Origin of the sequence: Photobacterium sp. NCIMB 13483 (genome assembly GCF_003025475.1) — a bacterium.
Lineage (GTDB): Bacteria > Pseudomonadota > Gammaproteobacteria > Enterobacterales > Vibrionaceae > Photobacterium > Photobacterium piscicola.
The window spans coordinates 143706-168499 of sequence record NZ_PYLV01000005.1 but is presented as its reverse complement, the minus strand read 5'-3'; the positions used below and the strand labels follow the sequence as shown (position 1 = coordinate 168499).

General features: G+C 34.1%; 21 protein-coding genes and 1 pseudogene. 16 read left to right on the top strand and 6 right to left on the bottom strand.

Annotation, left to right across the window (positions count from 1 at the left end; all coding sequences use genetic code 11):
• The first annotated feature begins 18 nt into the window (after positions 1-18).
• Complete coding sequence (locus tag C9I86_RS06540; protein WP_107275959.1) at positions 19-1272, top strand: NAD(P)/FAD-dependent oxidoreductase; 1254 nt, start codon at positions 19-21, stop codon at positions 1270-1272.
• Positions 1273-1334: 62 nt separating this feature from the next.
• On the opposite strand, the gene C9I86_RS06535 is transcribed toward C9I86_RS06540, so the two are convergent.
• Both C9I86_RS06535 and C9I86_RS06530 read right to left on the bottom strand, forming a co-directional pair.
• Positions 1335-1547: a VF530 family DNA-binding protein gene (locus C9I86_RS06535; protein ID WP_065167185.1), complete on the bottom strand. Its 213-nt coding sequence runs from the start codon at positions 1545-1547 to the stop codon at positions 1335-1337.
• 351 nt (positions 1548-1898) lie between these two features.
• On the bottom strand, positions 1899-2720 hold the full coding sequence (locus C9I86_RS06530; protein WP_107275958.1) for a hypothetical protein: 822 nt from the start codon (positions 2718-2720) through the stop codon (positions 1899-1901).
• Between the two features lie 587 nt (positions 2721-3307).
• On the opposite strand from C9I86_RS06530, the gene C9I86_RS06520 reads away from it, so the two are divergent.
• From C9I86_RS06520 to C9I86_RS06480, 9 genes are read left to right on the top strand one after another with little or no spacing between them, the layout of a single operon-like run.
• On the top strand, positions 3308-3706 hold the full coding sequence (locus C9I86_RS06520) for a hypothetical protein (protein WP_107275957.1): 399 nt from the start codon (positions 3308-3310) through the stop codon (positions 3704-3706).
• A 1-nt stretch (position 3707) separates the two neighbouring features.
• Positions 3708-4475, top strand: coding sequence for a F0F1 ATP synthase subunit A (gene atpB, locus C9I86_RS06515; protein WP_080155448.1), 768 nt, complete (start codon positions 3708-3710; stop codon positions 4473-4475).
• Positions 4476-4526: 51 nt separating this feature from the next.
• Entirely contained in the window at positions 4527-4763 is a 237-nt protein-coding gene (atpE, locus tag C9I86_RS06510; protein WP_036791577.1) for a F0F1 ATP synthase subunit C, read from the top strand.
• A gap of 52 nt (positions 4764-4815) precedes the next feature.
• A complete protein-coding gene (atpF, locus tag C9I86_RS06505; RefSeq protein WP_080155449.1) occupies positions 4816-5286 on the top strand; it encodes a F0F1 ATP synthase subunit B in 471 nt (156 codons plus the stop codon).
• Positions 5287-5300: 14 nt separating this feature from the next.
• Positions 5301-5849, top strand: coding sequence for a F0F1 ATP synthase subunit delta (locus tag C9I86_RS06500; RefSeq protein ID WP_080155450.1), 549 nt, complete (start codon positions 5301-5303; stop codon positions 5847-5849).
• Positions 5850-5861: 12 nt separating this feature from the next.
• The gene (atpA, locus tag C9I86_RS06495) at positions 5862-7403 is read left to right on the top strand and encodes a F0F1 ATP synthase subunit alpha (RefSeq protein ID WP_080155451.1); all 1542 of its coding nucleotides are present in this window, start codon (positions 5862-5864) and stop codon (positions 7401-7403) included.
• A gap of 57 nt (positions 7404-7460) precedes the next feature.
• Positions 7461-8333 (top strand): F0F1 ATP synthase subunit gamma, encoded by an 873-nt coding sequence (atpG, locus tag C9I86_RS06490; RefSeq protein WP_080155452.1) that lies wholly within the window; start codon positions 7461-7463, stop codon positions 8331-8333.
• Between the two features lie 21 nt (positions 8334-8354).
• A complete protein-coding gene (atpD, locus tag C9I86_RS06485; protein ID WP_080155453.1) occupies positions 8355-9740 on the top strand; it encodes a F0F1 ATP synthase subunit beta in 1386 nt (461 codons plus the stop codon).
• Positions 9741-9756: 16 nt separating this feature from the next.
• Positions 9757-10200 (top strand): F0F1 ATP synthase subunit epsilon, encoded by a 444-nt coding sequence (locus tag C9I86_RS06480; protein ID WP_080155454.1) that lies wholly within the window; start codon positions 9757-9759, stop codon positions 10198-10200.
• Between the two features lie 191 nt (positions 10201-10391).
• On the opposite strand, the gene C9I86_RS06475 is transcribed toward C9I86_RS06480, so the two are convergent.
• Positions 10392-11372: a helix-turn-helix transcriptional regulator gene (locus tag C9I86_RS06475; protein WP_107275956.1), complete on the bottom strand. Its 981-nt coding sequence runs from the start codon at positions 11370-11372 to the stop codon at positions 10392-10394.
• Positions 11373-11557: 185 nt separating this feature from the next.
• On the opposite strand from C9I86_RS06475, the gene C9I86_RS06470 reads away from it, so the two are divergent.
• On the top strand, positions 11558-12319 hold the full coding sequence (locus C9I86_RS06470) for an EAL domain-containing protein (RefSeq protein WP_107275955.1): 762 nt from the start codon (positions 11558-11560) through the stop codon (positions 12317-12319).
• 224 nt (positions 12320-12543) lie between these two features.
• Here C9I86_RS06470 and C9I86_RS20260 read toward each other — a convergent pair.
• The 3 genes and pseudogenes from C9I86_RS20260 to C9I86_RS06460 form a co-directional block, all read right to left on the bottom strand.
• Positions 12544-13059, bottom strand: a pseudogene (locus C9I86_RS20260) (DDE-type integrase/transposase/recombinase); the annotation flags it as partial.
• Positions 13060-13426: 367 nt separating this feature from the next.
• Entirely contained in the window at positions 13427-14329 is a 903-nt protein-coding gene (locus tag C9I86_RS06465; protein ID WP_080155457.1) for a helix-turn-helix transcriptional regulator, read from the bottom strand.
• A 1479-nt stretch (positions 14330-15808) separates the two neighbouring features.
• Entirely contained in the window at positions 15809-18076 is a 2268-nt protein-coding gene (locus tag C9I86_RS06460) for an Ig-like domain-containing protein (RefSeq protein ID WP_107275954.1), read from the bottom strand.
• Positions 18077-18385: 309 nt separating this feature from the next.
• Between C9I86_RS06460 and C9I86_RS06455 the strand changes: the two genes are divergently transcribed.
• The 5 genes from C9I86_RS06455 to C9I86_RS06435 all read left to right on the top strand — a co-directional run bounded on the left by C9I86_RS06455 (position 18386) and on the right by C9I86_RS06435 (position 24156).
• Positions 18386-18961 (top strand): hypothetical protein, encoded by a 576-nt coding sequence (locus C9I86_RS06455; RefSeq protein ID WP_080155459.1) that lies wholly within the window; start codon positions 18386-18388, stop codon positions 18959-18961.
• Positions 18962-19039: 78 nt separating this feature from the next.
• Positions 19040-19585 carry a hypothetical protein gene (locus C9I86_RS06450; RefSeq protein ID WP_144396125.1) on the top strand — a complete coding sequence of 182 codons (546 nt, stop codon included), beginning with the start codon at positions 19040-19042 and terminating at the stop codon, positions 19583-19585.
• On the top strand, positions 19582-22380 hold the full coding sequence (locus C9I86_RS06445) for a CS1-pili formation C-terminal domain-containing protein (protein ID WP_080155461.1): 2799 nt from the start codon (positions 19582-19584) through the stop codon (positions 22378-22380). The genes C9I86_RS06450 and C9I86_RS06445 overlap by 4 nt, the downstream gene beginning before the upstream one ends.
• A 2-nt stretch (positions 22381-22382) precedes the next feature.
• Entirely contained in the window at positions 22383-23102 is a 720-nt protein-coding gene (locus C9I86_RS06440) for a hypothetical protein (protein WP_065194313.1), read from the top strand.
• Positions 23065-24156 carry a hypothetical protein gene (locus C9I86_RS06435; protein WP_080155462.1) on the top strand — a complete coding sequence of 364 codons (1092 nt, stop codon included), beginning with the start codon at positions 23065-23067 and terminating at the stop codon, positions 24154-24156. The genes C9I86_RS06440 and C9I86_RS06435 overlap by 38 nt, the downstream gene beginning before the upstream one ends.
• Positions 24157-24794: the final 638 nt, after the last annotated feature.

Below are 24794 nucleotides of genomic sequence, written 5' to 3'. Positions count from 1 at the left end.
AAGGTAAGGGTAGCAATTGTGAAGCAGAAACAGCGTACGCAAGTGGTTATTATTGGTGCTGGCCCTTCAGGTTCAGTTGCTGCAGCGTTATTACATCAGCAAAATATTGATGTCATTGTTGTAGAAAAAAGTACTTTTCCTCGGTTTTCAATTGGTGAAAGTTTATTACCTGCCTGTATGGAAGTGATTGAACAAGCAAAAATGTTGGATGCTGTTACTGCCGCAGGATTTCAATATAAAGATGGGGCTGCATTTCGTTATCAAGATCGCTATACCGCATTTAATTTTAACGATAAATTCACGTCTGGTATTGGGACAACCTATCAAGTCCAGCGTGGGGATTTTGATAAGGTTTTAGCTGATGAAGCTGTTGTTCAAGGTGTTGAAATTCGCTATCAACATACTGTGGACGCCATTGAATGTTTAGCTAATAAGTCAGTGCTTACTATCGTGGATGAGCAGCAACAAAAATACACAATAGATGCTGATTTTGTATTAGATGCCAGTGGTTTTGGGCGTGTACTACCGCGATTGTTGGGATTGGAAAAGCCTTCACATTTACCCTCAAGGCAGGCGATATTTTGTCATATAACCGATCATATTGATGCTGACCTCTGCTTGGTTGAATATGACCGCAACAAGATTTTAATTTCAGTGCACCCTCACTCGGCTGATGTTTGGTATTGGTTGATCCCCTTTAGTAATGGCACTTGTTCATTAGGGGTCGTTGCTCCACCGCATTGGTTAGCAAAATACGGTGATGATCCACTTATGGTATTAAAGCAGTTAGTCATTGAAGAGCCAGGGCTTGCGAATGTGTTAGCACATGCTGAATATCCTCAAGTGGCTTCTACTATTGGTGGTTATTCTGCTAATGTGACGCAATTGGCTACGTCAAATTATGCCTTATTAGGCAATGCTGGGGAGTTTTTAGATCCGGTCTTTTCTTCTGGCGTGACCATTGCGATGAAATCAGCGCAATTAGCGGCTGGGGTGTTGGGACGTGCTTTTGCTGGCGAGAATATCGATTGGCAACGTGATTATGCCGAGCCTTTGATGTTAGGCGTTGATACGTTTAGAACTTACGTTGAAGGGTGGTATTCAGGTGAGTTACAAACCGTTATTTTTCATCCCAACCCTGACCCTAAAATTAAGCAAATGATTTGTGCCATTTTAGCGGGCTATGCTTGGGATACTCATAATCCTTTTGTTGCGCAATCACAGCGTAGATTAGCGGTTGTTGCTGCTATATGTGCTGATAATATTAAATAGTGTTACAAGCCGCTACATGTCAGTTTTTAAAGGTCAATGTAGCGGCTTTTTATCTGTGTTTATTAGCGAACCATATCAAGATACAGGTTTTCAACTTTAGTACGTGCCCACTCAGTTTTACGTAAGAATTTGAGGCTTGATTTGATACTTGGATCATCATTAAAGCAACGAATGTTAATTCGAGCTCCTAGTTCATTCCATCCATAATGCTCGACAAGCTCTATCAATACTTTTTCTAAGGTAATGCCGTGTAGTGGGTTATTTTTTTGTGTCATGGTATATGCCGTCTGAGTGACTAATTTAAAATATTGAGTTATTCGCTGTTAGTGTAACTGACAATGGCCTGATCACCCAGCGTCGTTTTAAGAGTCTTTGGTGCTGGCGAAACGAAAGGATGGTAACTTCAATATAGAGCAAGTGTGCTAATACTGTCTTTAAGTGAATCAAAATATTTTTATTAATAACCAGTCTTATTCAATCGCATTATTAATTGTAAATACCCAAATAACGCCAGCTTATATTTAAAAGAGTATGGGTTCGTCTTTTAATATGGTGCTTATTATACAGTAGGAGCAATATTTTGTACTCCGCCATTGGTGGCAAAATAAAGCGTCAACTTAAGTGATTTAATAAGATTGTAATAATTTAATTGGCGGTTGTTTATTTATGCCATTGATTTTTTTTCTTCTTTGTAGAGCACATTTTTGGCAGCCGCTGCCTGCCAAATGGTTGGTTGGTAATTGACAAAATTGGCCATGAATACTGCAAATAATAATGCCTTTCGTTCGCATGTTTTGATATTCAAACAATGAATAGTTATACCGATTACCATGAATTTTTTTTGCATCAACGATAAATTGTTTTGTGGTTTTTTTATGGCTGTTTTTTGCACATTTTGGACAGCCACTTCCGCGTAAATGTGCATCTGCACGTTGAGTGAAAATACCATGAATAAGACAAGTTATGTCTATTTTTTGAAGTGCGCTGGTATAGTTTATATTTGAATATTGATAACGATGAAGGTGAATAGCATTGGCTTTTTCAATGTAGACAGCTTGTGAGTAATGATACGACGAAACACATTTAGGACATCCTTTTCCTGCAAGATGTGCATTAGGACTTTGTGTAAAGTTACCATGAATACGACAGTGAATGATCCCCTTCTGTAAAGTTCCACTATATATAAATTCCCCATAGGTATATTTGCCACCATGAAGTACCGTAGATCGGCTAATAAAGGTTTGAATGTCCATTTTTAACTTACCAGAACAAGCAGGACAGCCATGCCCTGCAAGATGAACATCCGGCCTTTGTTCAAAATTCCCATGGATAGGGCAAGTAATAATACTTTTCGTTTTGGCGTTTATATAATCAAAAAAAGCATAACTATACCGTTGCTGATGGCGTTTTTTTGCTTTTTCAATAAAAATAATATTCTTGTTTTTCATTATATTTTAGTTTCTAAATGGTATTTTTTTGATTGTTTTTTGTTACTAAAATGATTTTTTAAATAGTGGTTACTTTTTCTAATTTAAATAAGTAATTATGTAATGGCAGAGAAAACAACGTAATTTTCAATCAGCTATGTTAGTTAACTAATATTCCTATCTGTAAAAATAAGTTAAAGATTATTAATGGTTAATTATGCTGATTTTGCACATTATAATGTAAATGTTAGGTTGCAACATCAACTACCAAAAATGGTAATCATTGTTTGCATTTATTTTAATGGCTATCGCAAAATTGTTCACGTAGATTTCATAACGCATTCAGTAGGTCTAAACGTATTGAAAAATAAGCCTATTAGTGAAAATGCTTATTATATATAACTTGGTTTTATATATTTAAGTAAGTGCAAAATTAATGTTTTATTGTGATATAAAAATATTTGAAAATATATTCAGTTTTTATACAGGCTCAATGTGTAGCCTGATATAAACAGAAAATAATTAATGATTTTATATTTTCTGTAATAAACATTGCAAAACTAAGGAGTCATAATAATTACGATACAGTCGGTGTAGAGGATTTAAATATGAAAGCAGACTCAGGTTGTAACGATATTATTTCTGCAGCAAAAATCATATTACTCGGACAGTTAATACTTGGATTTTTATTTATAATATCTATTTGTATTACAAAAAATATGTTTGATGTGAAATCTGCAATTATAGGTGTGGCGATTGCTGTTATTCCTTCATTGCTCGGACTTGGTAGTGCGGCATATAAATTGAAGATGAATAGAGATATTAGTATCAGATATTTAGCCAAGCTTAACTCATTAGTTAAATGGGTTTATACCGCGTTAATGATACTCGCTGTAGTTCGTTTTATACCCGTCGATAACAAAATTATGCTATTGGCGTATAGCGTTACATTTTTAGGGTGCTTTTTAACTCCGATACTTAACAAACCTCAATTTAGGATGACGTAAGGTGGAATCAGTAACTACCGCTCACGATTATATTGAGCACCATCTAACATTCTTCACTGTGGGTAAGGGTTTTTGGAGCATTAACATTGACTCCATGCTCATGGTTTGGTTGTTAGGTTTACTGTTTATCGGTGTCTTTCGATATGTTGCTTCACGAGGAACCAGTGGTGTTCCGGGTAAGTTGCAATGTTTCATTGAGATCACTTATGAATTTGTAAATGACCTTGTTAAGGAAATTTTTCAAACTAAAGATAAGTTAATTGGGCCATTGGCTTTAACTATTTTTGTTTGGGTTTTCTTAATGAATACCATTGACTTACTACCGGTTGATTTTATTCCAGCACTTGCTCGTCTACTTGGTTTTGAGCATTTCCGTGAATTACCTTCAGCGGACGTCAATGTGCCGATGTCGATGGCGCTTGGTGTATTTATGTTAATCATAATTTATACACTAAAAGCAAAAGGACTTAGTGGCTTTATTAAAGAACTCACTACACAACCTTTTGAAAGTCCATGGCTTTACCCTGTGAATTTAGTTTTGGAGTTAGTGACATTAATATCAAAACCAATTTCTCTCGGTCTTCGGTTGTTCGGCAACATGTACGCAGGTGAAATGATTTTCATCCTAATAGCATTGATGCCGTGGTGGATGCAGTGGGCACTTAGCGTTCCATGGGCATTATTCCACATTCTTATTGTGTTCCTTCAAGCCTTTATCTTCATGGTACTAACCGTTGTTTACCTTGCGATGGCAACAGAAGAACATTAATAAACTAAGTTCGATTTACGTTTTAACTATTTAATAATTTTGGAGTCATTCATGGATATTGTAAGTGCAGTTCTTTATGTTGCTGGTGCACTACTGATTGGTTTGGGCGCTGCAGGTGCGGCGGCTGGTATTGGTAACTTAGCAGGTAAATATCTTGAAGGTGTTGCACGTCAACCTGATCTTATGCCGATGTTACGTACGCAGTTCTTTATCATGATGGGTCTTGTCGATGCGGTTCCTATGATTGGTGTTGGTATTGGTCTTTACATCATCTTTGCTGTGGCTTAATAGCTAAAACTACCGTTATTTATCATAACGTTATTTAAATAGTGAGGATGGTATGAATTTAAATGCAACCATGCTTGGTCAAGCAATCTCCTTTGTGATTTTTGTTTGGTTATGTATGAAATATGTCTGGCCGCCGCTTACTGCGCTAATAGAACAACGCCAGCGTGATATTGCAGATGGGCTTATTCATACTGAAAACGCAGCGAAAGAACTTGATATCGCAAAAGCGAATGGTGCCAAAGTTCTTGAAGATGCGAAGAAAAGTGCGAGTGAGTTAGTTGAGCAAGGTAATAAGCGTCGAGCACAAATTATCGAAGATGCCCATGCAGAAGGCGAGAAAGAGAAAGCCCGTCTTGTAGCGCAAGGTCAAGCAGAGTTAGAAAGCGAACGTAATCGCATTCGTCAGGAACTACGTGCTGAAATGTCCGATATGGTCATTGAAACAGCAGAGAAACTGATTAATCGCAATTTGGATACTGATGCTAACCGCGATCTCGTTAATAAACTTATCACGGATATGTAAGCGGAGAGCACATTATGTCAGATCCACTAACCATTGCTCAGCCCTATGCCAAAGCTGCATTTGATTATGCAGTTGCTAATCAGGCATTGGAACAATGGGAGCAAATGTTGACCATCGCAGCAACGGTTGCTAGTCAACCAATCATTGCTCAACAGATTGAAGACAGTGAACAGTTTGGTGCTAACGATTCAGCAGCGTTTACTGACATGTTCTTGGGCGTTTGTGAAGGTCTACTGGATGAACATGGCCAGAATCTGATCAAAGTAATGGCTGAGAATGGACGTCTAAATGTGATCGTTCAGGTTGTTGAATTGTTTCGTGAGCTTAAAGATGATTATGAACGCATGGTTACTGCGCATGTCACCACAACTGAGCCATTAAGCATTCAACAACAAGCCAATTTAGTACAGGCGCTGCAGAAAAAATTAAATCGTAGTGTTGAGCTTGATTGCCACATCGATGAAACGCTAATAGGCGGCATACTGATCAACGCTGGAGAACTGGTGATTGACGGCACGCTTAAAAGCTCTATCAACCGACTCGCAACGAGCCTTCAGGCGTAATAGGTAATAGATATGCAACTAAACTCGAACGAAATTAGCGATTTAATTAGACAACGAATCGCAACCTTCAACGTGACAAGTCAAGCACGTAACGAAGGGACTATCGTCTCTGTAAGCGACGGTATTATTAATATCAATGGTCTTGCTGATGTTATGCAAGGTGAGATGATTGAACTTCCTGGCAACCGTTATGCGTTAGCACTTAACTTAGAGCGTCACTCTGTAGGTGCGGTAGTGATGGGCCCTTATGCTGACCTTGCAGAAGGCATGAAAGTAACAGGTACAGGTCGTATTCTTGAAGTTCCTGTAGGTAAAGGTTTATTAGGGCGTGTGGTTAATACCCTTGGCCAACCTATTGATGGTAAAGGCGCTATTGATAATGACGGTTTCGCACCGGTAGAAATCATTGCTCCAGGTGTTATTGACCGTAAATCGGTTGATCAGCCTATTCAAACAGGCTACAAAGCAGTTGATGCAATGGTACCAATCGGCCGTGGTCAACGTGAACTTATTATCGGTGACCGTCAAACAGGTAAAACAGCGATGGCGATTGATGCCATTATCAACCAGAAAGATTCTGGTATTTATTCTGTTTATGTTGCGATTGGTCAAAAAGCGTCAACTATTGCGAACGTAGTGCGTAAATTAGAAGAAAATGGCGCCCTACAAAATACTATCATCGTGGTTGCTTCTGCTTCAGAAGCTGCAGCACTACAGTACCTAGCACCGTATGCTGGTTGTACGATGGGTGAATATTTCCGCGACCGCGGTGAAGATGCACTAATTGTCTATGATGATTTGTCAAAACAAGCAGTAGCTTACCGCCAAATTTCACTATTGCTTAAGCGTCCACCAGGCCGTGAAGCCTTCCCTGGTGATGTTTTCTACCTTCACTCACGTCTACTAGAGCGTGCATCACGTGTAAATGCTAACTATGTTGAGCGTTTCACTAATGGTGAAGTAACAGGTAAAACTGGTTCATTAACTGCGCTGCCAATTATCGAAACTCAAGCAGGTGACGTATCAGCATTCGTACCCACTAACGTAATTTCGATTACTGATGGTCAGATCTTCTTGCAGACTAACTTGTTTAATGCCGGTTTACGTCCAGCAGTAGATCCTGGTATTTCAGTATCGCGTGTTGGTGGTGCAGCTCAGACTAAAATTATCAAGAAGCTGTCAGGCGGTATTCGTACAGCACTCGCGCAGTACCGTGAATTAGCCGCATTTGCGCAATTCTCATCGGATCTAGATGACGCAACACGTAAGCAGCTTGATCATGGTGAAAAAGTAACGGAATTGATGAAGCAAAAGCAATATGCACCGATGTCAGTTGCGGAGCAAGCACTTGCTATTTTCTCTGCTGAGAAAGGGTATTTAAACAACGTTGAGTTATCTCAAATTGGTGTGTTTGAAGAGGCATTAATGGCGTTTGCTAAGAGCCAACATGCTGAGTTGCTTGCATCAATTAATGAATCAGGTAATTACAACGATGATATCGAAGCAAGTCTGCATCAGCTTCTAAAAACATTCGTTGATACGCAGTCGTACTAAGTAACGAGAATACTTTCCGTCCAAACGACGCAGTATGAATGTAGATAGGAGCTAACCATGGCAAATGCAAAAGAGATCCGCACTAAAATCGCTAGCGTACAAAATACGCAAAAGATCACTAGTGCAATGCAAATGGTTGCCGCAAGTAAGATGCGTAAAGTTCAACATAACATGGAAGCTACCCGCCCTTACGCAGAGAATATGCGTAAGGTGATCGGACACTTAACTTCCGGTTCGTTGGAATATAAGCATCCCTATCTTGAAGAGCGTGAAGTAAAACGAGTCGCTTACATCATCATTTCCTCAGACCGAGGATTATGTGGTGGTTTGAACATTAATTTGTTCAAGAAAGCCATGGCCGATATGCGCCAATGGCGAGATCAAGGGGTTGATGTAGATACCACCTTGATCGGTTCAAAAGCAATTTCGTTTTTTCATCGCTTCGGCAACGTAATTGCACAAACATCAGGTATTGGTGATGAGCCAAAATTAGAAGATATTTTAGGCCCGGTTAATGCCATGTTGGAGTTTTTCGACGAAGGCAAAATTGACCGCTTGTTCCTGGTTTACAACCAATTTGTAAACACCATGGTGCAAATGCCAAAGGTAACCCAGCTGTTACCTAACCCGGAACTTGAAGAGACTGCATCTGAAGATGCGAATAAAGCAAGTCGCTGGGATTATATCTATGAACCTGATCCTAAACCGATCCTCAATGAATTGATGCTTCGTTATATCGAATCACAAGTCTACCAAGGCACCGTTGAGAGTATCGCTTGTGAGCAAGCAGCACGAATGGTTGCAATGAAAGCTGCAACAGATAATGCGGGTGAGCTGATTAATGATCTTCAGCTTGTATATAACAAAGCCCGTCAAGCAGCAATTACCCAAGAGCTAAGTGAAATCGTAGCTGGGGCACAAGCCGTTTAAACAGAATTTTAAGGACATCAAATGAGTATTGGTAAGATTGTCAAAGTCATCGGCGCTGTCGTTGACGTTGAATTTGATCAAGATAGCGTGCCTCGAGTATATGATGCGCTTACCTTAAGTGATAGTGAGCATGCAGCATTAGTATTAGAAGTGCAGCAGCAAATTGGTAGCGGTGTTGTTCGTTGTATTGCAATGGGTTCATCAGACGGTCTTCGTCGTGGTTTAGAAGTGGTTAATACTAATGCGCCAATTTCTGTACCGGTAGGTGAAGAGACCCTCGGCCGTATCATGAACGTATTGGGTACCCCAATCGATGAGTGTGGTGAAATCGGTGAAAAGAAAAAATATGCTATTCACCGTGCTGCACCTTCATATGAAGATCAATCAAACAGCTCTGAATTACTAGAAACTGGCGTTAAGGTAATTGACCTTATTTGTCCGTTTGCGAAAGGCGGTAAAGTGGGTTTGTTTGGTGGTGCGGGTGTAGGTAAGACCGTTAACATGATGGAGCTTATCAACAACATCGCCAAAGCACACTCAGGTCTATCTGTATTTACCGGTGTCGGCGAACGTACTCGTGAAGGTAATGACTTCTACTTCGAGATGAAAGAAGCCGGAGTGCTTGATAAAGTTGCCATGGTTTACGGTCAGATGAATGAGCCCCCAGGTAACCGTCTACGTGTAGCGCTAACTGGTTTAACTATCGCAGAAAGTTTCCGTGATGAAGGCCGTGATGTTCTTTTATTTATCGATAACATCTACCGTTACACACTTGCGGGAACGGAAGTATCTGCATTGTTAGGCCGTATGCCATCAGCGGTAGGTTACCAACCAACATTGGCTGAAGAAATGGGTGTACTACAAGAGCGTATTACCTCAACTAAAACAGGTTCTATCACCTCTATTCAAGCGGTATATGTACCAGCCGATGACTTGACTGACCCATCACCAGCAACAACCTTTGCTCACTTAGATGCAACCGTTGTACTGTCTCGTAATATCGCTGCATTGGGCCTATACCCTGCGATTGACCCATTGGATTCAACTTCACGTCAGCTTGATCCATTGGTTGTTGGTCAGGAGCACTATGATGTTGCTCGTGGTGTGCAGACAGTACTTCAGCGTTATAAAGAATTAAAAGATATTATCGCTATCCTTGGTATGGATGAGCTATCTGAAGAAGATAAGCAAACCGTATCGCGTGCACGTAAGATTGAACGTTTCTTAACGCAGCCTTACCACGTAGCGGAAGTATTTACCGGTCAAAAAGGTATTTTCGTTTCTCTTAAAGAGACTATCGCAGGCTTTAAAGGCTTATTAAGCGGCGAGTATGATGACATTCCAGAACAAGCATTCTTGTACTGTGGTGGCATTGAAAATGTACTTGAAAAAGCGAAAACCTTATAAGGCTTGAGGAGGCATTATGGCTATTGGCGTTACCGAGAACACGTTCCAGCTTAATATCGTAAGTGCTGAAGGACCGTTGTTCTCTGGTCCAGCTCACGCGCTGGCAGTTTCAGGCTCCGATGGTGAGTTGGGTATTCGCCCTGGTCACTCTCCTTTATTGAGCCGACTAAAACCTGGTGTAGCAAGCTTTGTCACAAATCTGAAGGATCCCGAAGAAATCCTTTATATTTCTGGCGGTATAGTTGAAGTTCAGCCCAACGTAGTAACTGTACTTGCCGATACGGCAATGCATGGGAAGGACATCGATCAAGCCCGCGCTGATGAAGCTCGTCGCGCCGCCGAAGAAAACATCAACAAGCATGCTGATGATGTTAACTTCGCAATGGCGGAAATGGATCTGGCAAAAGCAATGGCACAATTACGTGCGGTTGAATTGACCCAGAAACAGATGCGTCGTTAAATCAGTTGGAATAAAACGCTAACCGTGTGTTATGGCTAAATCACCATAGCGATAATATGTGGTTATTGTCTTATGCTTACTGGTTCCCGTCTCTATCGGTCTCCAGCCTAATACCAAGGGACAAAGTAATAGATATACAGGATGTTATTTATTATTGGTGAACGTAAGTTTACCGTCACTATCTAAAGCCCCTACTCTGTACCGAGAGCTGGGGCTTTTTTTGTGTTTTTTAATGTTTGAGCGTGAATTGATGTTTCATAGATCTTGTTTAATAGTAGAGGATTATTTTTTTCTAAATCGTAATAACATTTTAGACAAAAGAATAAAAAATCTTTATTCGTTAATAATTTTATAGCGTCAATTTTTATTACACATAAGAATTTCAAATCCATATGTTCATTTAACACCGAATCAGGCTCAGTAATTGTTGCTACTGCTTCAAAGCCAAGGGAGAGTGCTAATTTTAAAAAATAGTCAGTACGAACATAAGTAAAGACATATTTTAGTTCGTCATTTTTAATAAGAGTATCAAATAAGCATAAGGAACATAGTCTATAAAAATCTCTAGTTGATGATATTTGTTCTAATAATAAAATGCTATTTATTTCACCATCAATGTTTTTTTTATATAATTGACTCCAACTATCACAATGACCATAAGTAAATATTTCGTTATTTGTATATAAATGTATAAAAAAAGCTTGTACTTGATTATCTAAATACCAAGTTCCTACATTGATTGGCCATTTATCGATTAGAGAAAGATACCCAATGTCTTGTTTTTCTAAAAAATCAGTTATATTTTTACCAAGATTATGTTTTTTATTTGAAAAATCAAAAGATATTTTTTTTGAGTTATTTAAACTATTTATTTCCTTATATTTATTAAGTTCTATTCCAAATCTAATGTTCATTGATTTTTCTATTTTGGTCTTTATATTAAAATCATTAATTGAATATATATAGGGTACAAGTAGCTTTAGCTTTCGCATAATTCTTACTTTTTTTTCCAACGAAGGTGAGGTTTTTTCATTCTCCCAACGACTTAAAGTAACCACATCTAATTTAGATAAAAAATCATCATTTAACGTTAGTATGTCAACAAGATCATTTTGAGATAACTCATTGTCATTTCTGTGTTTTTTTATAAGCGTAATAAAATTATCTTGCACTTTTTACCTCTAACATAAGATAAGCATAGTATTAACATAAGTAATATTAATGCTAATTGCATGTGAAAATCAAATGTTTTAGTTATAATTTATAGCATTAAATTATCTCTTAAATTAAGGATGCTATTACGATGCGATATGCATAAGGGTAAGGTGTGTTTACTAACTCTAATGGTTGATTTTATATGTGTAGTCAAAAAATTGTAATAACAAAAGATACTATAATTGATGGTCTGAGTAATAATTTTTTCACTAATAATTATCAACCAATTTATAATGTAGAGGATAACTCATTAAATGGTGTTGAAGTTTTATTAAGATATAAAAGCCCATATTTAGGGGATGTCAGCCCTGAGATTTTTATCGCAAGTGCAGAGCGAGATAATTTAATTAGTGAACTTTTTTTCTTTTCCGCTAATCAGGCGATAAAGGATTTAACCTATAACAATAGGCTAAAAAAAATATCTATTAATATTTCTCCAAGTACATTAAATGTTCCTTACCTATACCAGTGGTTAGATAATAAATGTAAAGAAAACTGTATTCCAAACAAAAATATAACGTTAGAAATAACAGAAAATGTTGAGTATATTGAAACAAAAACATCATTAGAAAATATTGAAAAATTAAATTTTCTCGGATTCGGCCTTTCTATAGATGATTTTGGTACTGGATATTCTTCTTTGTCTCGGTTAAGAGCCATACCATTCACTGAGTTAAAAATAGATAAAATGTTTATTGAAAATATTACTACAAATTATTCAGATAGAAAAATAATAGAGCATTTAGTTGATTTAACACAAAGCATGGGGTTACAAACGGTTGCTGAAGGTATAGAAAATTTAGAAACCTATCGCATAGTTAAAGAGTTGGGTGTAAATTTATGCCAGGGTTATTTCTTTCATAAACCAATGGCTATAGATGATATTTTAAATGTATCAATCTAGCTATATTTCAATGCTCAATTGAAAAACAAAACAGAGTTAGACTTTTAGCTTTAAGTCGTTTTTAAGTTGCCAAGTAAAACTGTACACCTTTATAGGTGTTTACATTAAGCTGCTGCTTCCATCATTACTGGAAATAAGTAGTTGTTATAACTATGACTCCGCTTGATACTGCAATATATTTGAGCATGTCCCTTTCTGCTTCTGCATAATTATTTGGGCATCTACTCTGTTTTGAAACTTCTCAAAAATCGTTCCATTGGGGCATTATCCCAACAATTTCCTCGTCGACTCATATTTTGAGTTAATTGGTATTTCCACAATGTTTACTTGAATTGAAGGCTGGTGTAATGACAACCTTGATCTGAATGAAATATCACATTTTATAGTCGGCCACGGCTTTCATAAGCCATTTGAAGAGAAATCACTGTTTGGGCTATCTGAGCTATGCTCAACCCACATTATTCGAGCAAATAGATCCATAACAGCGGTTAAATATAGCTATTTATTACCCGCCCAAACGTACGTCACATCGCCACACCAAACTTGATTTGCCGCTTTAACATTAAATTTTCTATTTAATAAGTTCGGGGCTATTTTAGAGACGTCATCAGATATTTTATATTTATGTTTATTCGGCTGGTTACTTATAATACTGGGCTCTTTCATTAAGCTAGTAGCTTTATAATACCCTCTTGGATTAGCTGCTCAGCTATTGTCCTTGCACCCGCAGAGCCTCTACTACGAGGTATTTCAAATAGCTTACATCATGGTTTTTTTCATTATGTACGCCATTTTAATTTTAAGAGTATTTTATCTTATTTAGGTGTACAAGTTCATTAAGCCATAACATTTATTAAAATTAGTAAATGTAAAACAGTGTAACTTTTATCTCATTTTAGATGAGGGGAGGTATTGCTCTGTTGTTGTTTTTATAATATATCTAATCTAAAAGTTAATGATAAATGAAAAATAAAAAGTGCTAAGTATATAATACTTAGCACTTTTTTATGGTTTTTATCATATTTACCACAACGTATGTAATTCAAATGACAACCATTTTTGAAAATGGCTTATTATGTATGGTTAATATTTTAAGTGTTAATTAATTTAACATTTGAAGTCGTCTATCTGAGCTAATAATTGAGGGGTTGTAATTTTCAATTCAGTGCGACTTTGTAAGCAAAAGAACAAGAAGTCTTTATTTGATAATAACTTAATGGCATCTATTTTAATTACTGTTGTGTGCTTTAAAATAACTTCATTGCAGGGTGGGGGGGCTGATAAATCACCTATGGTAGTAATTATATCCCCACCAATAGCTAAAAATAACTTTAAATAAAACTTAGTATTTGCAAATGCAAATACATAGTCAATATGGTTGTTATTTAAAAGTGTATTGAATGCACTTAATAAGCATAATTTGTAAAAAATTCTCGTTGAAGTTACCTGCTCAAGAAGAATGATTGAATTTATATTATTGTAATTGTAATTGTAATTGTTATATATGTTTTCGTTAACAAATGCATGAATGAAAAATGCTTCTGTTTTCTTATTTAAAAACCAGTGTCCAATACTTAATGTTGGGGAAGGATCTATGTTGATAATTTCTATAGTTTCAGGCATTAAATATTTTTCTATATGCGCATGTAAGTTTTTCTTATCTGAAATGTGCTCAAATTGTATATTCTGTGTTGTATCGATTCCGTTGAGTTTTTTATATCGCTCATATTCAATTCCAAAACGGATGTTAAGTGATGCATCTATCTTAGTAGTTTTGTCAAATCCACGTATACTATCTATATATTGAGTGAGCAGGTTAAGTGTTCTCATAATATTCATTTTTTTTTCAATCGATGGTACTGTTTTACCATTCTCCCAGCGGCTTAATGTAACCGTATCTAATTTTAGTAAAAAATTATTAGATGAAATAAACATATCGACAAAATCATTTTGAGATAAATTATTATCAATTCTATATTGTTTAAGTAAACTTTTAAAATTATCTTTCATACCCGACTATATCTTAAGATGATTAAAAAGGCGCTTAGGATGCTATGAGTGCATATAAAAAGCAAATGTTTTATTAGATAATATTATTTAATATTTTCGATTGGATATTTTTTATCTATATAATGTAATGTGATTTTTATTTTTATCTAATTAATAATAGCATCAGTTATTTGATGTGTTTTAATATGCTATTACTATAGGGCTTGTTTTTTGAGAAAATAAAAAAGAATTTTGTTTGTTTTTGATTTCTTTGTTTTTTATCAATGTTCTGAGTGTTTTTTAATAAGAGTTGAATAGTTGAATTATGTTTATAAAAATAATGTAGCATATAATATATATCTTATTGGTATGGTTTTATAATAGTAGATTAATATATAAATGAAGATAAGGATTTATAGGGTGATTTCTTTGAGGTTAATTATTATGTGTGTCAAAGGCATCATTATTAATAAATTATACTTTAAATGAACTTATTGAATAATTAGTATCCGCAATTTTTATCGTTGAGTATATTTGTCGTTACATTAGATAAATATGTGCTATATATTTTTGTAATGATATTATAGTCATAAATCATAGCTGTATATGTAATAAAAAAGCATGAACAAATTCAGGTTTGTAATGCTATTTATTTGTTATTTTGTTGAAATTTATAGAAATAAAGAGATAGATATTGCAACACAATAGATGTTGTAAAAATGATAATAATATATTATCGTTAGTGACGATGGATCTTACCACTTAATATAAATACTATAAAGGTAATGCAATTAAGTTGCGAAATGAATAATTAAACTAATAAATAGTCATCTAAAGAAAAATCCGAGAATATTTATATTCTCGGATTTTTTTATGGATATATTTAATATTATTAATGACTGAAATACCGTCTGATTTATTACTTTTAGAGTTAATGGGTGACGTTTACGCATCTTAATTGAATATAACGATGAGAGGGGTGATGGGTCGAGCAATGATATATTACAAATAGATATGATATGAATAATTCGGCACGTTCAAGAGCTATGACAGCTGAGCTGATGAAAAATTGTGGTTAATTTAAAAATGCTATGAATGTTAGCAGTGATGTGGACTTTGAATGAGTTGCTGCTCTTAGTTTGAAAGATTCAATGTAATCTTTTATTAGTGGAGTCTCTGAACTAAGTCTACTTGACTAATTTTGTTCAAAAAATGAATTTAACTAACTAACACCAGTCATCAGTACGAATACTAAATTAATCATCTGCCATGCATAGTAATCGTCGGTCTCATTTATAATTTTATTAGTTATCAAGTGTTAGGATTTAGTTTAAATGACAGTTCATTGGTATCATATTTTTATTTCCTTGGTTTTTTATTTAAATTTTTCTATAAATAAAAAAGCCGTTCACTTTAAGTGAACGGCATATAAAAATATATTTCAATAGGTTATGGGATTATTTTAAGTAAAACGGGATAATATCACATTTCGCTTATAAGTTAATTTTTTGACCAACATGATGGGAAAGTGTACGTTTCTGGAACAAAGGCTGATTGTTGAAGAAAAGTAGTCGTAGTAGTTGATTGATTTACATATGTTGTAACCTTTGGATCTGCATTTGCATACCCTAATCCGTAGTTTCCTACATATTCGGTTCTACCATCCTGTTTCCACATCCATTCAACAAAATCTTTTGCAGGATAGTATTCAGGTGATGGTATTAGAAATGCTACACGAGTTGCAGTTCCGCGCTGTGGTTTGATATTATCAGCACCAACTACCCAATTGTCTCTCCCATCGACTTTAAGTTTAGACATTGCATCACAAACAAGTTTCAATTTTTCTAACCAATTTTTTCTAGTACTATATGTTGTATCCTTGTCACCCCATCTTATTGTTTGAAATTTAGTTACTCCTTTTCCAACTTGCTTGCTTCCAAGGGAGTGTATCTGTTTTTCTTTCATACCTAATATGGTTAACATATTATTTGATAACGCAGTTGAGAATGCTTCAGTACCACTGGCATCATACCCCTTTCTTGGGTGTAATACTAAAATACAACTTAATTCATCGGCTACTGGTGGAGTAACTGATAGAGGGCATAGCGAAACTCCTAAAATAAGTTTAGTTTTAGTGCTTGGTGCAATTATATCTGATATCTCTAGTGTTGCAGCAATAGCATACGCATTACTTTTTTTTGTCACAGTAATGGTATTACCGCTAATTGATACTGATAAATATGTTGAAGCTAAGGTTGGATCAATTAATATGCCATCAACACTTAAAGCTTCAAATTTGTACGTTAGATTATAATCATCGTCCGGAAGGAAAATGGAATCACCTGCTGTTTTTGACGTAATATAAATTTTTGTTGGTGTGTTAAATAATCCACTATAGTAAGGGTCCAAAAATTCCCATCCATGAGCAGTAAGATCATTCGTACATGAAAAATAACCGTCAGAAACAGATGCTGTACTGCCTGTTTCAAGGCTTATTGCATTAGCATCATGGGTTAAGTATTTGATGCCACTATGCCAACGATAATCAGTTTGGAATATTGGCATATCCGCTAATACATTGGTTCGCATCGCCTTTAATTCAGCAAGTGATGCTAATTTCATTCCTTTTGTTTTACAGTAAGCTTCTGCCAAATCTTTGCTGAAAGTTGGATATAAACCAGTGTAACCAGTAAATCCTAGCTCTTTATAGGAATCAGTATAAACGCCATCAATTACTGATAATTGGTTGAAAGTTAATGGGGGAGTGAAAGTAAGGTTCTGAACACTATCAACTATTGATTTATATTCATTAACATCAAATGTTAATAGACCAATGCCATACCCACCATTATGATCTGAAACTATATAAGTAATAACTTCTTTTCCTGATGAACCTGGTGTATAGAGGAAAGAGTGAGGAGAATCAATAATTACTCTTCCTGTTATTGATTTTGTGTCAATTAGTTGAATATTATCTCCATCAGGATCAGATATATAAGACGATATATCAATAGGAATATCAACTTCTCTTCTATCTAAAGCATCTATTCTTTGATCTAGTGCTATTGGACTATGGTTACTTTCTTGACCTATGGCGATATAAATAATACCTGGTCTTGCTATGTTTTTAATCGAATCAATTTCAGTGTAGAAAATTCTTACCGTACCAGTTGTTGCCGCAGGAGCTTGATATTTTATTGATGATGCATCTACACCTGCAATCATACCTATATCTGAAGAGCCTGTATCACCAATTAAATAGACAGATGTTGGATCAATCTCAAAACCAGATTCAATTAATAAATCTTTACTATTTAAAGTTAATAAACCACCTTCTATTACAGTACGTGAAACGGGAGGAAGAAAGTCTCCTCGAGTATAATCTTTTGTTACAACAACCTGAACGATAGCTTCGCTTGTTCCTTTATATTGTGATGATGCTGGTTTCACATTATATTTAAAGCGACAAACATTTTCGCTATCAGTTGTGGTGACCTTAAATGTTAAACCTTCTATATCATTTTCATTGAAAGAACACTTATTATCAATGCTTTCAACACTTTCTATTATTAAACTTTGGTTATTTTCTGCCGTTACTTTGTTTCTAAGATCTACAACTTGTGTATTTTTTATTGGAGCAAAAGTTAGTAAGTCCTGAGCATTTATTGCGACAATTTCTTGTGGCAATTGTTCTTCATTTTCACCACCACACCCTATAAGGAATAGTGGTAATAAAATAAAAATTAAGCACTTTTTTATATTAAACATGTAGCCTCACTTATAAATAAAGCTGATTCAAAAAAGAGTGAACGGAAATCTGTTCCCGTTAGTATAAATAAGTCTTAAATTATTATTTATACATTAAATATCATCATGGTTAACGAAACATTAAATAGATGCTGGCGCGATTATAATTAAACCTATCGATCCTTATTAATAGCAATTTTTAATCCCTCTTTTTTTAAATGCTATTAATTCTGTTTCTTATTGATATTAATATGTGATTCATCGGTTACATGGTGTAACTGAATAATTAAAACGTTTAATAATATAAGACGTTTAACGGAGTTAGTCTCAATGAATAAATTATTATTAGCAACAGTGTTGGCAGCGACATTTGGTTTCTCTGCAGTATCTCAAGCGGCTGTACCAGCTACTATTCCAGCAGCAACAGCACCTACACCAGCAGCTGGTGATGTTTCATCTGCTTTTCTTGAGTGGAGCGGTTTTGCTAAGGTTATTCCTGGTAACGACATCGTAATTACTGGTGCTCGTTCTGGTGCTGTTGAAGACGGTGTTCTAACTGTTAAAGGCGATGGTACGTTTGAGACAAAAACACCTATCATTCTAGAGTCTCGTTTGTACTGGGATCAAGGTTCAGGTTCTAAAACGGCTGGCGATTTATTCGCTACAAACTGGACAGTGGATGCTGATGGTATCACTGCTACTTGGGGTGCGAACTCTACAGCAGGTATGGATATTAAAATGACTGATATTGCATCAGGTACAGAGCTAACGTCTAAAGCTGGTGCTAACGGAGTTTCAACTGTTACTCTAAGTGTAAACAGTGTATCGCCTGTAACTTCAGCTACGCCTCTGAACTTGCTTGAGCCTCTAGTTGTAAACGCTAATGTTCTAGCTACAGTAGCATAATATAATATTAAGATTAGGCATCATAGATGCCTAATCTTTTATTTTATCCAGCTGGTTAATGATTTTCAGGAGTGTCTTTTGTCTAAAGAAATGTTAATAGTGTTAATGTGCACTTTTTTTGCTAGTAATTGTTTTGCTAAGACTGAATTTCCTGTTGATTTTCTACTCCAAGCTGATGTAACACCATCTGCCGCAGGGTTTAAAATTAAATCAGTTGTGATATCGCCAAATAATTTTACTGTTATTTATGATGAAAGTCATGAACGTTTCCACGATATTAATTCTACATTAACTGTTAATACTGATATACCTTCAAGTCGACTTGAAAGTTTTTATTATGATATTAATCTTGTGGAAAACAATGCTTCTTGTTTACTACATAATGGGAAAACTATTTATTATGAACCGCCAGTATTAGCTATGACTAATAATGTGGGGGATCTCGTCGAAGTGAATAGTCGCAACCCGTTATTATGGCAAGAGTTTGATGATGTTGTGTCTGGAACACAAGCTAGTGTAAAAAAAATTAATCTTTCCTTTTCAAAAATACCTGTCACTGATTTTATTAATAATTATAAATATTGTGAAGGTAAAATGACGCTAATGGTTGGGCTATCGATATGAGAGAAAGTCATCTAGTATTAACTGTCTTTTTTTTATGCCTATACTCATCTGTGGCATATTCTGATGATTTGAAATATGACAACATCCCTGATGAATTTAAGGAAATGTTTAATGAGGAGAACAAAGTTGTAAAAGTTGTTTTTCCTTCTGGTGATTTTGGAAAACAAGCGTTAATTAGTTCATATAACAAAGTACGGTTGAATAAAAACGATAAGTTAGCAATTGATAATTTCAAAAAGCTATTGAAAAATAATAATATTAAAGAAAAATATGTAAGTAAGATATTATCTGATTTGCTATCTAACGAAGGGATAATGAATACAAATGAATGTCAAGGAATACCAAGCTCTTGTATTGTATCTACAGATAGCTATGCTTTTTTCTATAATATTGACTCTAATATATTAAGAGTGTTTCTTTCTGAAAATATACTTAAAGAAAAAAAATCAAAAGTAGTATATGCATCAAATATAAATAATAATAATGCATTGATTAATAGTTCTTCTGTTTTTATTAATCAGTATGATGATGATACATCTTTAAATATATCAGATAATTTTGTTCAAGGATTTAAATATGGATATTTACGTTCTGATTTTAATATCAATACTAATAATGATGATGTATTTGATCTCAATGAATTATCTTATAGTGTAAATAAAGATAATACTGAATTAAAAGCTGGATATTTTTCAGATAATAATTCAATGAATGCAACAGATGTAATAGAGTCATTTACAGATTCTGATACTGTTGATATTTCTTTTGGCTCATCACGAAATCTGCTTATAAAATCGAATCAAGCATATAAGAAAGTTAATATTTATGTACCTTCTGCTGGGTTATTATCCATACAAAAAAACGGTACGTATATTAAACAGTATGCGGTAAAAGCAGGACAGCAAGAAATTTCATATAACGATTTACCCTCTGGTGTTTATGAAATTAGAGTTACAGTTAAATCAGGGAGTAATACATTCTTTGATAAAACATATAATATATATAATATAAAGTCAGCAATGTTATCAAAAGGCGATTTTGATTATCGTGTTCAGGTTGGTATGTTAGCTAATGGAGAGAATAATGAAGGGTACAACAATGATTATGATTCTCATAATGATGAATACGATGATGATTATAATGACTCTATTTATTCATCAGCTAAACTAGCATACGGATTATCTGATGGTTTGATTCTATCTGGAGCTATCACGTTATCAGAAAAGAATGATGTTATATTTCAGTCTGCGGTTGATTATACGTTCATTAATGGTTCTCAAGTTACCTATAATAATAAAATTTATAGTGAGGGATCTAATTTAAATTCTGTTAATTTATATTCATCATGGATTAATATAGGTTATGAGGAATATCATTTTGATGAAGATGATAAACTTGCTTGTTTTACTGAAAGTTGTAGCTCTCGAACCAATATTAATATAAATAAGTCCATGTTGTTAACTGGTTCTTTATCGACAGGATTGTACTATAATTATTATAAATATGAAGAAGGTAGCAATACATCTATAACTAATAACTATAATTATAATTATAATTCATCTAATAATTTTGATTTTGATATAACGTATAACAAAAATGATGGTAGAGTTAGTAGATATAACCAATTTGATGATGAATTTCAATTTAATTTCAGATATACAATAAATTTTGATAATAATAGCCAATTGTCTTTTAATACTAGTGCACAAGAAGATCAATTTAATGATTTTACTTCTGAATTTGATACTGGAGATTTATTACCTGACGATAATATTTCTTTTTCAGCATTAGCTAGGACTGCATTTGTAAAAGATAGAGATCAAACTAATGATACATCTTTAGATATTATGGGTGATTATCAAAATAATAATTTTGATGCGAATTATTATGGCTCTATATCAACAACAGGAACTATTCAGCAAAATATTGCATTTAATAATACTCAGGTAATTAATTCTGATGGTATTGATTTTACAAGAGAACGATCAGAAGCTTATCTTAAGTTAGATATTAAAAAATCAGATGATATTAAAGATAATGACACATATGGTATTCTTACTATTGAGCAAGATAATCGTCGTAAATATGATGTTAAGATTAATCAGAATAATAAAATCGTACCGCTAAAGTCATATTCTCAATATGACAATAAAATTGATACTGAATCATCATCTTTAGAAAATACAGGTAAGAATAGATCCAGCTTTTTTATTCATCCTGGTAGTGTAATGACGACTAATATGAATTTAACTAAAATTGTTTCTTTTGTTAGTGGTTTTAAAGATATTATTGATAAAGATATTTTAGACGTTGAATGTGTTGGTGAGGGTTGTGTTGATGTTGAAAATATTGACGGTAACATTTTTAAAATTGCAGTTAGATCTGGACAGCCTTTTGTTTTAAAGAATAAAGAAAAAGTATTAACTTGTTTAACACCTCAAGTTCGCGATATTAGTGTATTAAATATAGGTATGAATTACTGTATTCCAGAGGATAATGATCAACTGTTAGTTATAAATGATCCTCTAACTGGAAAAGACATGCGTTATGTTTATTTAGGTATATTTGAAACTAAAAATAAATGGCGATATGCATCTTTAGATAAGGATAATCAATACAATATTATTGAGAAGAAATTTGGAGATGATAAGAACTTGGTTTATGTATCTTATGATCAGGAACAAATAGTAAGTAATGATATAAAAGAAAAATTATCAGACATCATGTTAACGGCTGACGTACCGAAAGATACAATTTCGAATTATGTATTATTATTAAACCAGGATTGGAATTAGAAATGAAAAAATTGATATTATTAGTGTTATTATTTCCTTCAATATCACATGCAATTGCTATTGATACGATGCTAAAAGTTTCTGATGAACATGGTGCAGGCGTTTATACAGTTACAAATAATCAAGCTGATCCTGCATTTGTTAATGTTAAGTTGTCTAAGGTTGAAGTTAAAAGTGGCAAGGTGGTTAAGACACCTTATACTAAATCTAATTTATTAGAGTGGGATGCAACATTAACTCAAAATAAATTTATCCTTGACCCATTAATGGCGAAAAAAGTAGGTGTGAGAGCATTATGTGCTGAAGGCTGTAATCCTGATCACGATACTGTTTTTGCTGTTCAATTTACACCGACACCTTATTCTAAAAATGGGAAAATGAAAGGTGTTGCTATAAGTTATGGCTATGAAAGCATATTTGTTATTCCTGCTAAGAATAAAAAAATATCATATTCAATTGAAAAAAAGAATGAATATGCGCTACTTAAAAACACAAGTAATACAACTTTAGAAGTATTTTTTAATCAATGTTCTGCTATGTTTAAAGCAGATTGCAGTACTAAAGTTATTATGCTTCCAGGGAAAATAAGAAAACTATTATTACCTAAAAATGCAAGAAAAGGCATGATTGATGTATTTATTTCATCAATTGATGATACTTTTTATAAAAAAGAGGTTGTTGCAAATGATAAGAAAGTTATTTTTAATAAAGTTATTAAATAATAAAAAACTTTTATTATTAATAGCGATGTATTCTTCAAATTGTTTTTCTTTTATTCTCGATGGTGAACTGACAGGTAGCGATCTTAAATTTAAAAATGTGGTTTCTAGTGTTTCCTCTGCTAGTTATAAAACATTAGCTAGCTGGGAGCCTGAAACTAACTTATTACCAGCAACTTCTTGGTCACCGGGGTTTAAATACGAGAGTAAAAATATCAGCTTGGTAGGGCCTAGTGGTGTAAAAGTCAATATCAGTGATGCAATTACGATTGTTGGCCTTGAATATAAAGCAAGCAATACATTAAAGGAGGACACTTTAAAATCACCAATAACTAAATGTGATTCGTTTGGAATTAGTGGTAGTACTACTTTTGTTGTTAATTCAACGGGTTCTACTGTATGTTCTGGTTCTGTTTTAAAAAGTAATAATGCAATGCCTTATCATTTTATTCGGCCTATATTATCTATCGATAAAACGAAAATAATTGATGCTTTTGATAATTTACCTACAGCAGATAGACGAGAAGGTATATATAGTTTTAATTTTGGATTTACATATCCTTATGGTTTTGTTATGCCTTTATCTGGAGTCCAGACGTGGCAAAATAAATTTAAAAACTTAGTGATTAATATAAATTACAAACCGGGCTATTTGATGGATGTTCGATTAGAAAAGCCTGGTATACACAAGTTTGATTTTGATATTAGTAAAACAGACAGTGCTTTTCTCGAAGGGATTGCAATGTTTAATGTTATTGCAACGGGGTCTTTTTCTACTGGGTTAGTCTTAAATATACCTACGGGTAATGATTTTAATTTAAAGCATATTAACGGAAAGTTAGGTGCTGCAGATATTCCATTAAATATTGTTTGTCCTAAATGTGATGTTCAAGAGCTAGTAAAAGATGGTAAAGAGCAAGTATCAACGACTAAAATTAAAGTTAGCGGCTCTAAAGTTAAATTACCAATTTTAGTTAAAATAAAAAAAGAAAGGCAAGATGTGGCCCTTGGACGATATTATGGTAATTTTACATTTACTTTTGGGTTAGATATATAATTAAGTTTATTTTTATTTAAATACGACTAGTAGATATTGTTCTCTATGAATTATTTATAGTTAATACTTTCAAATGAATAACTTTTAGGTAACGGTGTGTCAATAAAAAAGCATCAATTAAGAAAGCGGGTAAATAAAAGATTCCAAGCGGCCTATGATACGCATGGGTATTTATCGTTATGTTCTATTATTAATTCAAATTTACAGAAAAAAAGAAAGCAAAAAAATACTATAAAGCCTAAGAAAATATATGCTTTTAAGCAATATGAAGAAAATAGGATACATATTAAATTATTACCTCAACAACTAAATATTGCAATCTATAAGAAAGCATCAAATAGTTGATGGTAATAGTTGTGAACAACCAAGCCACAATAGGCAATATATCGCCTATTGTGGCTTGGTTATTTATTGGAAAATATATATTAATTTTATAGAGTTAAATTTTAAAATACCTCGCGACACAATGCATTAAGGCTATTGTTTACAAATAAGTCAATAAAAGTAATTTGCTATTAATAAAATCATCAATTGTGAGGGCTAAATCACAGTTATGAATGATAAAAGATAGTTTATGAGTATATATGTAACATTAGTCGGTAAAATCCTTTAAATAGCCACACATATAACAAGGCTAA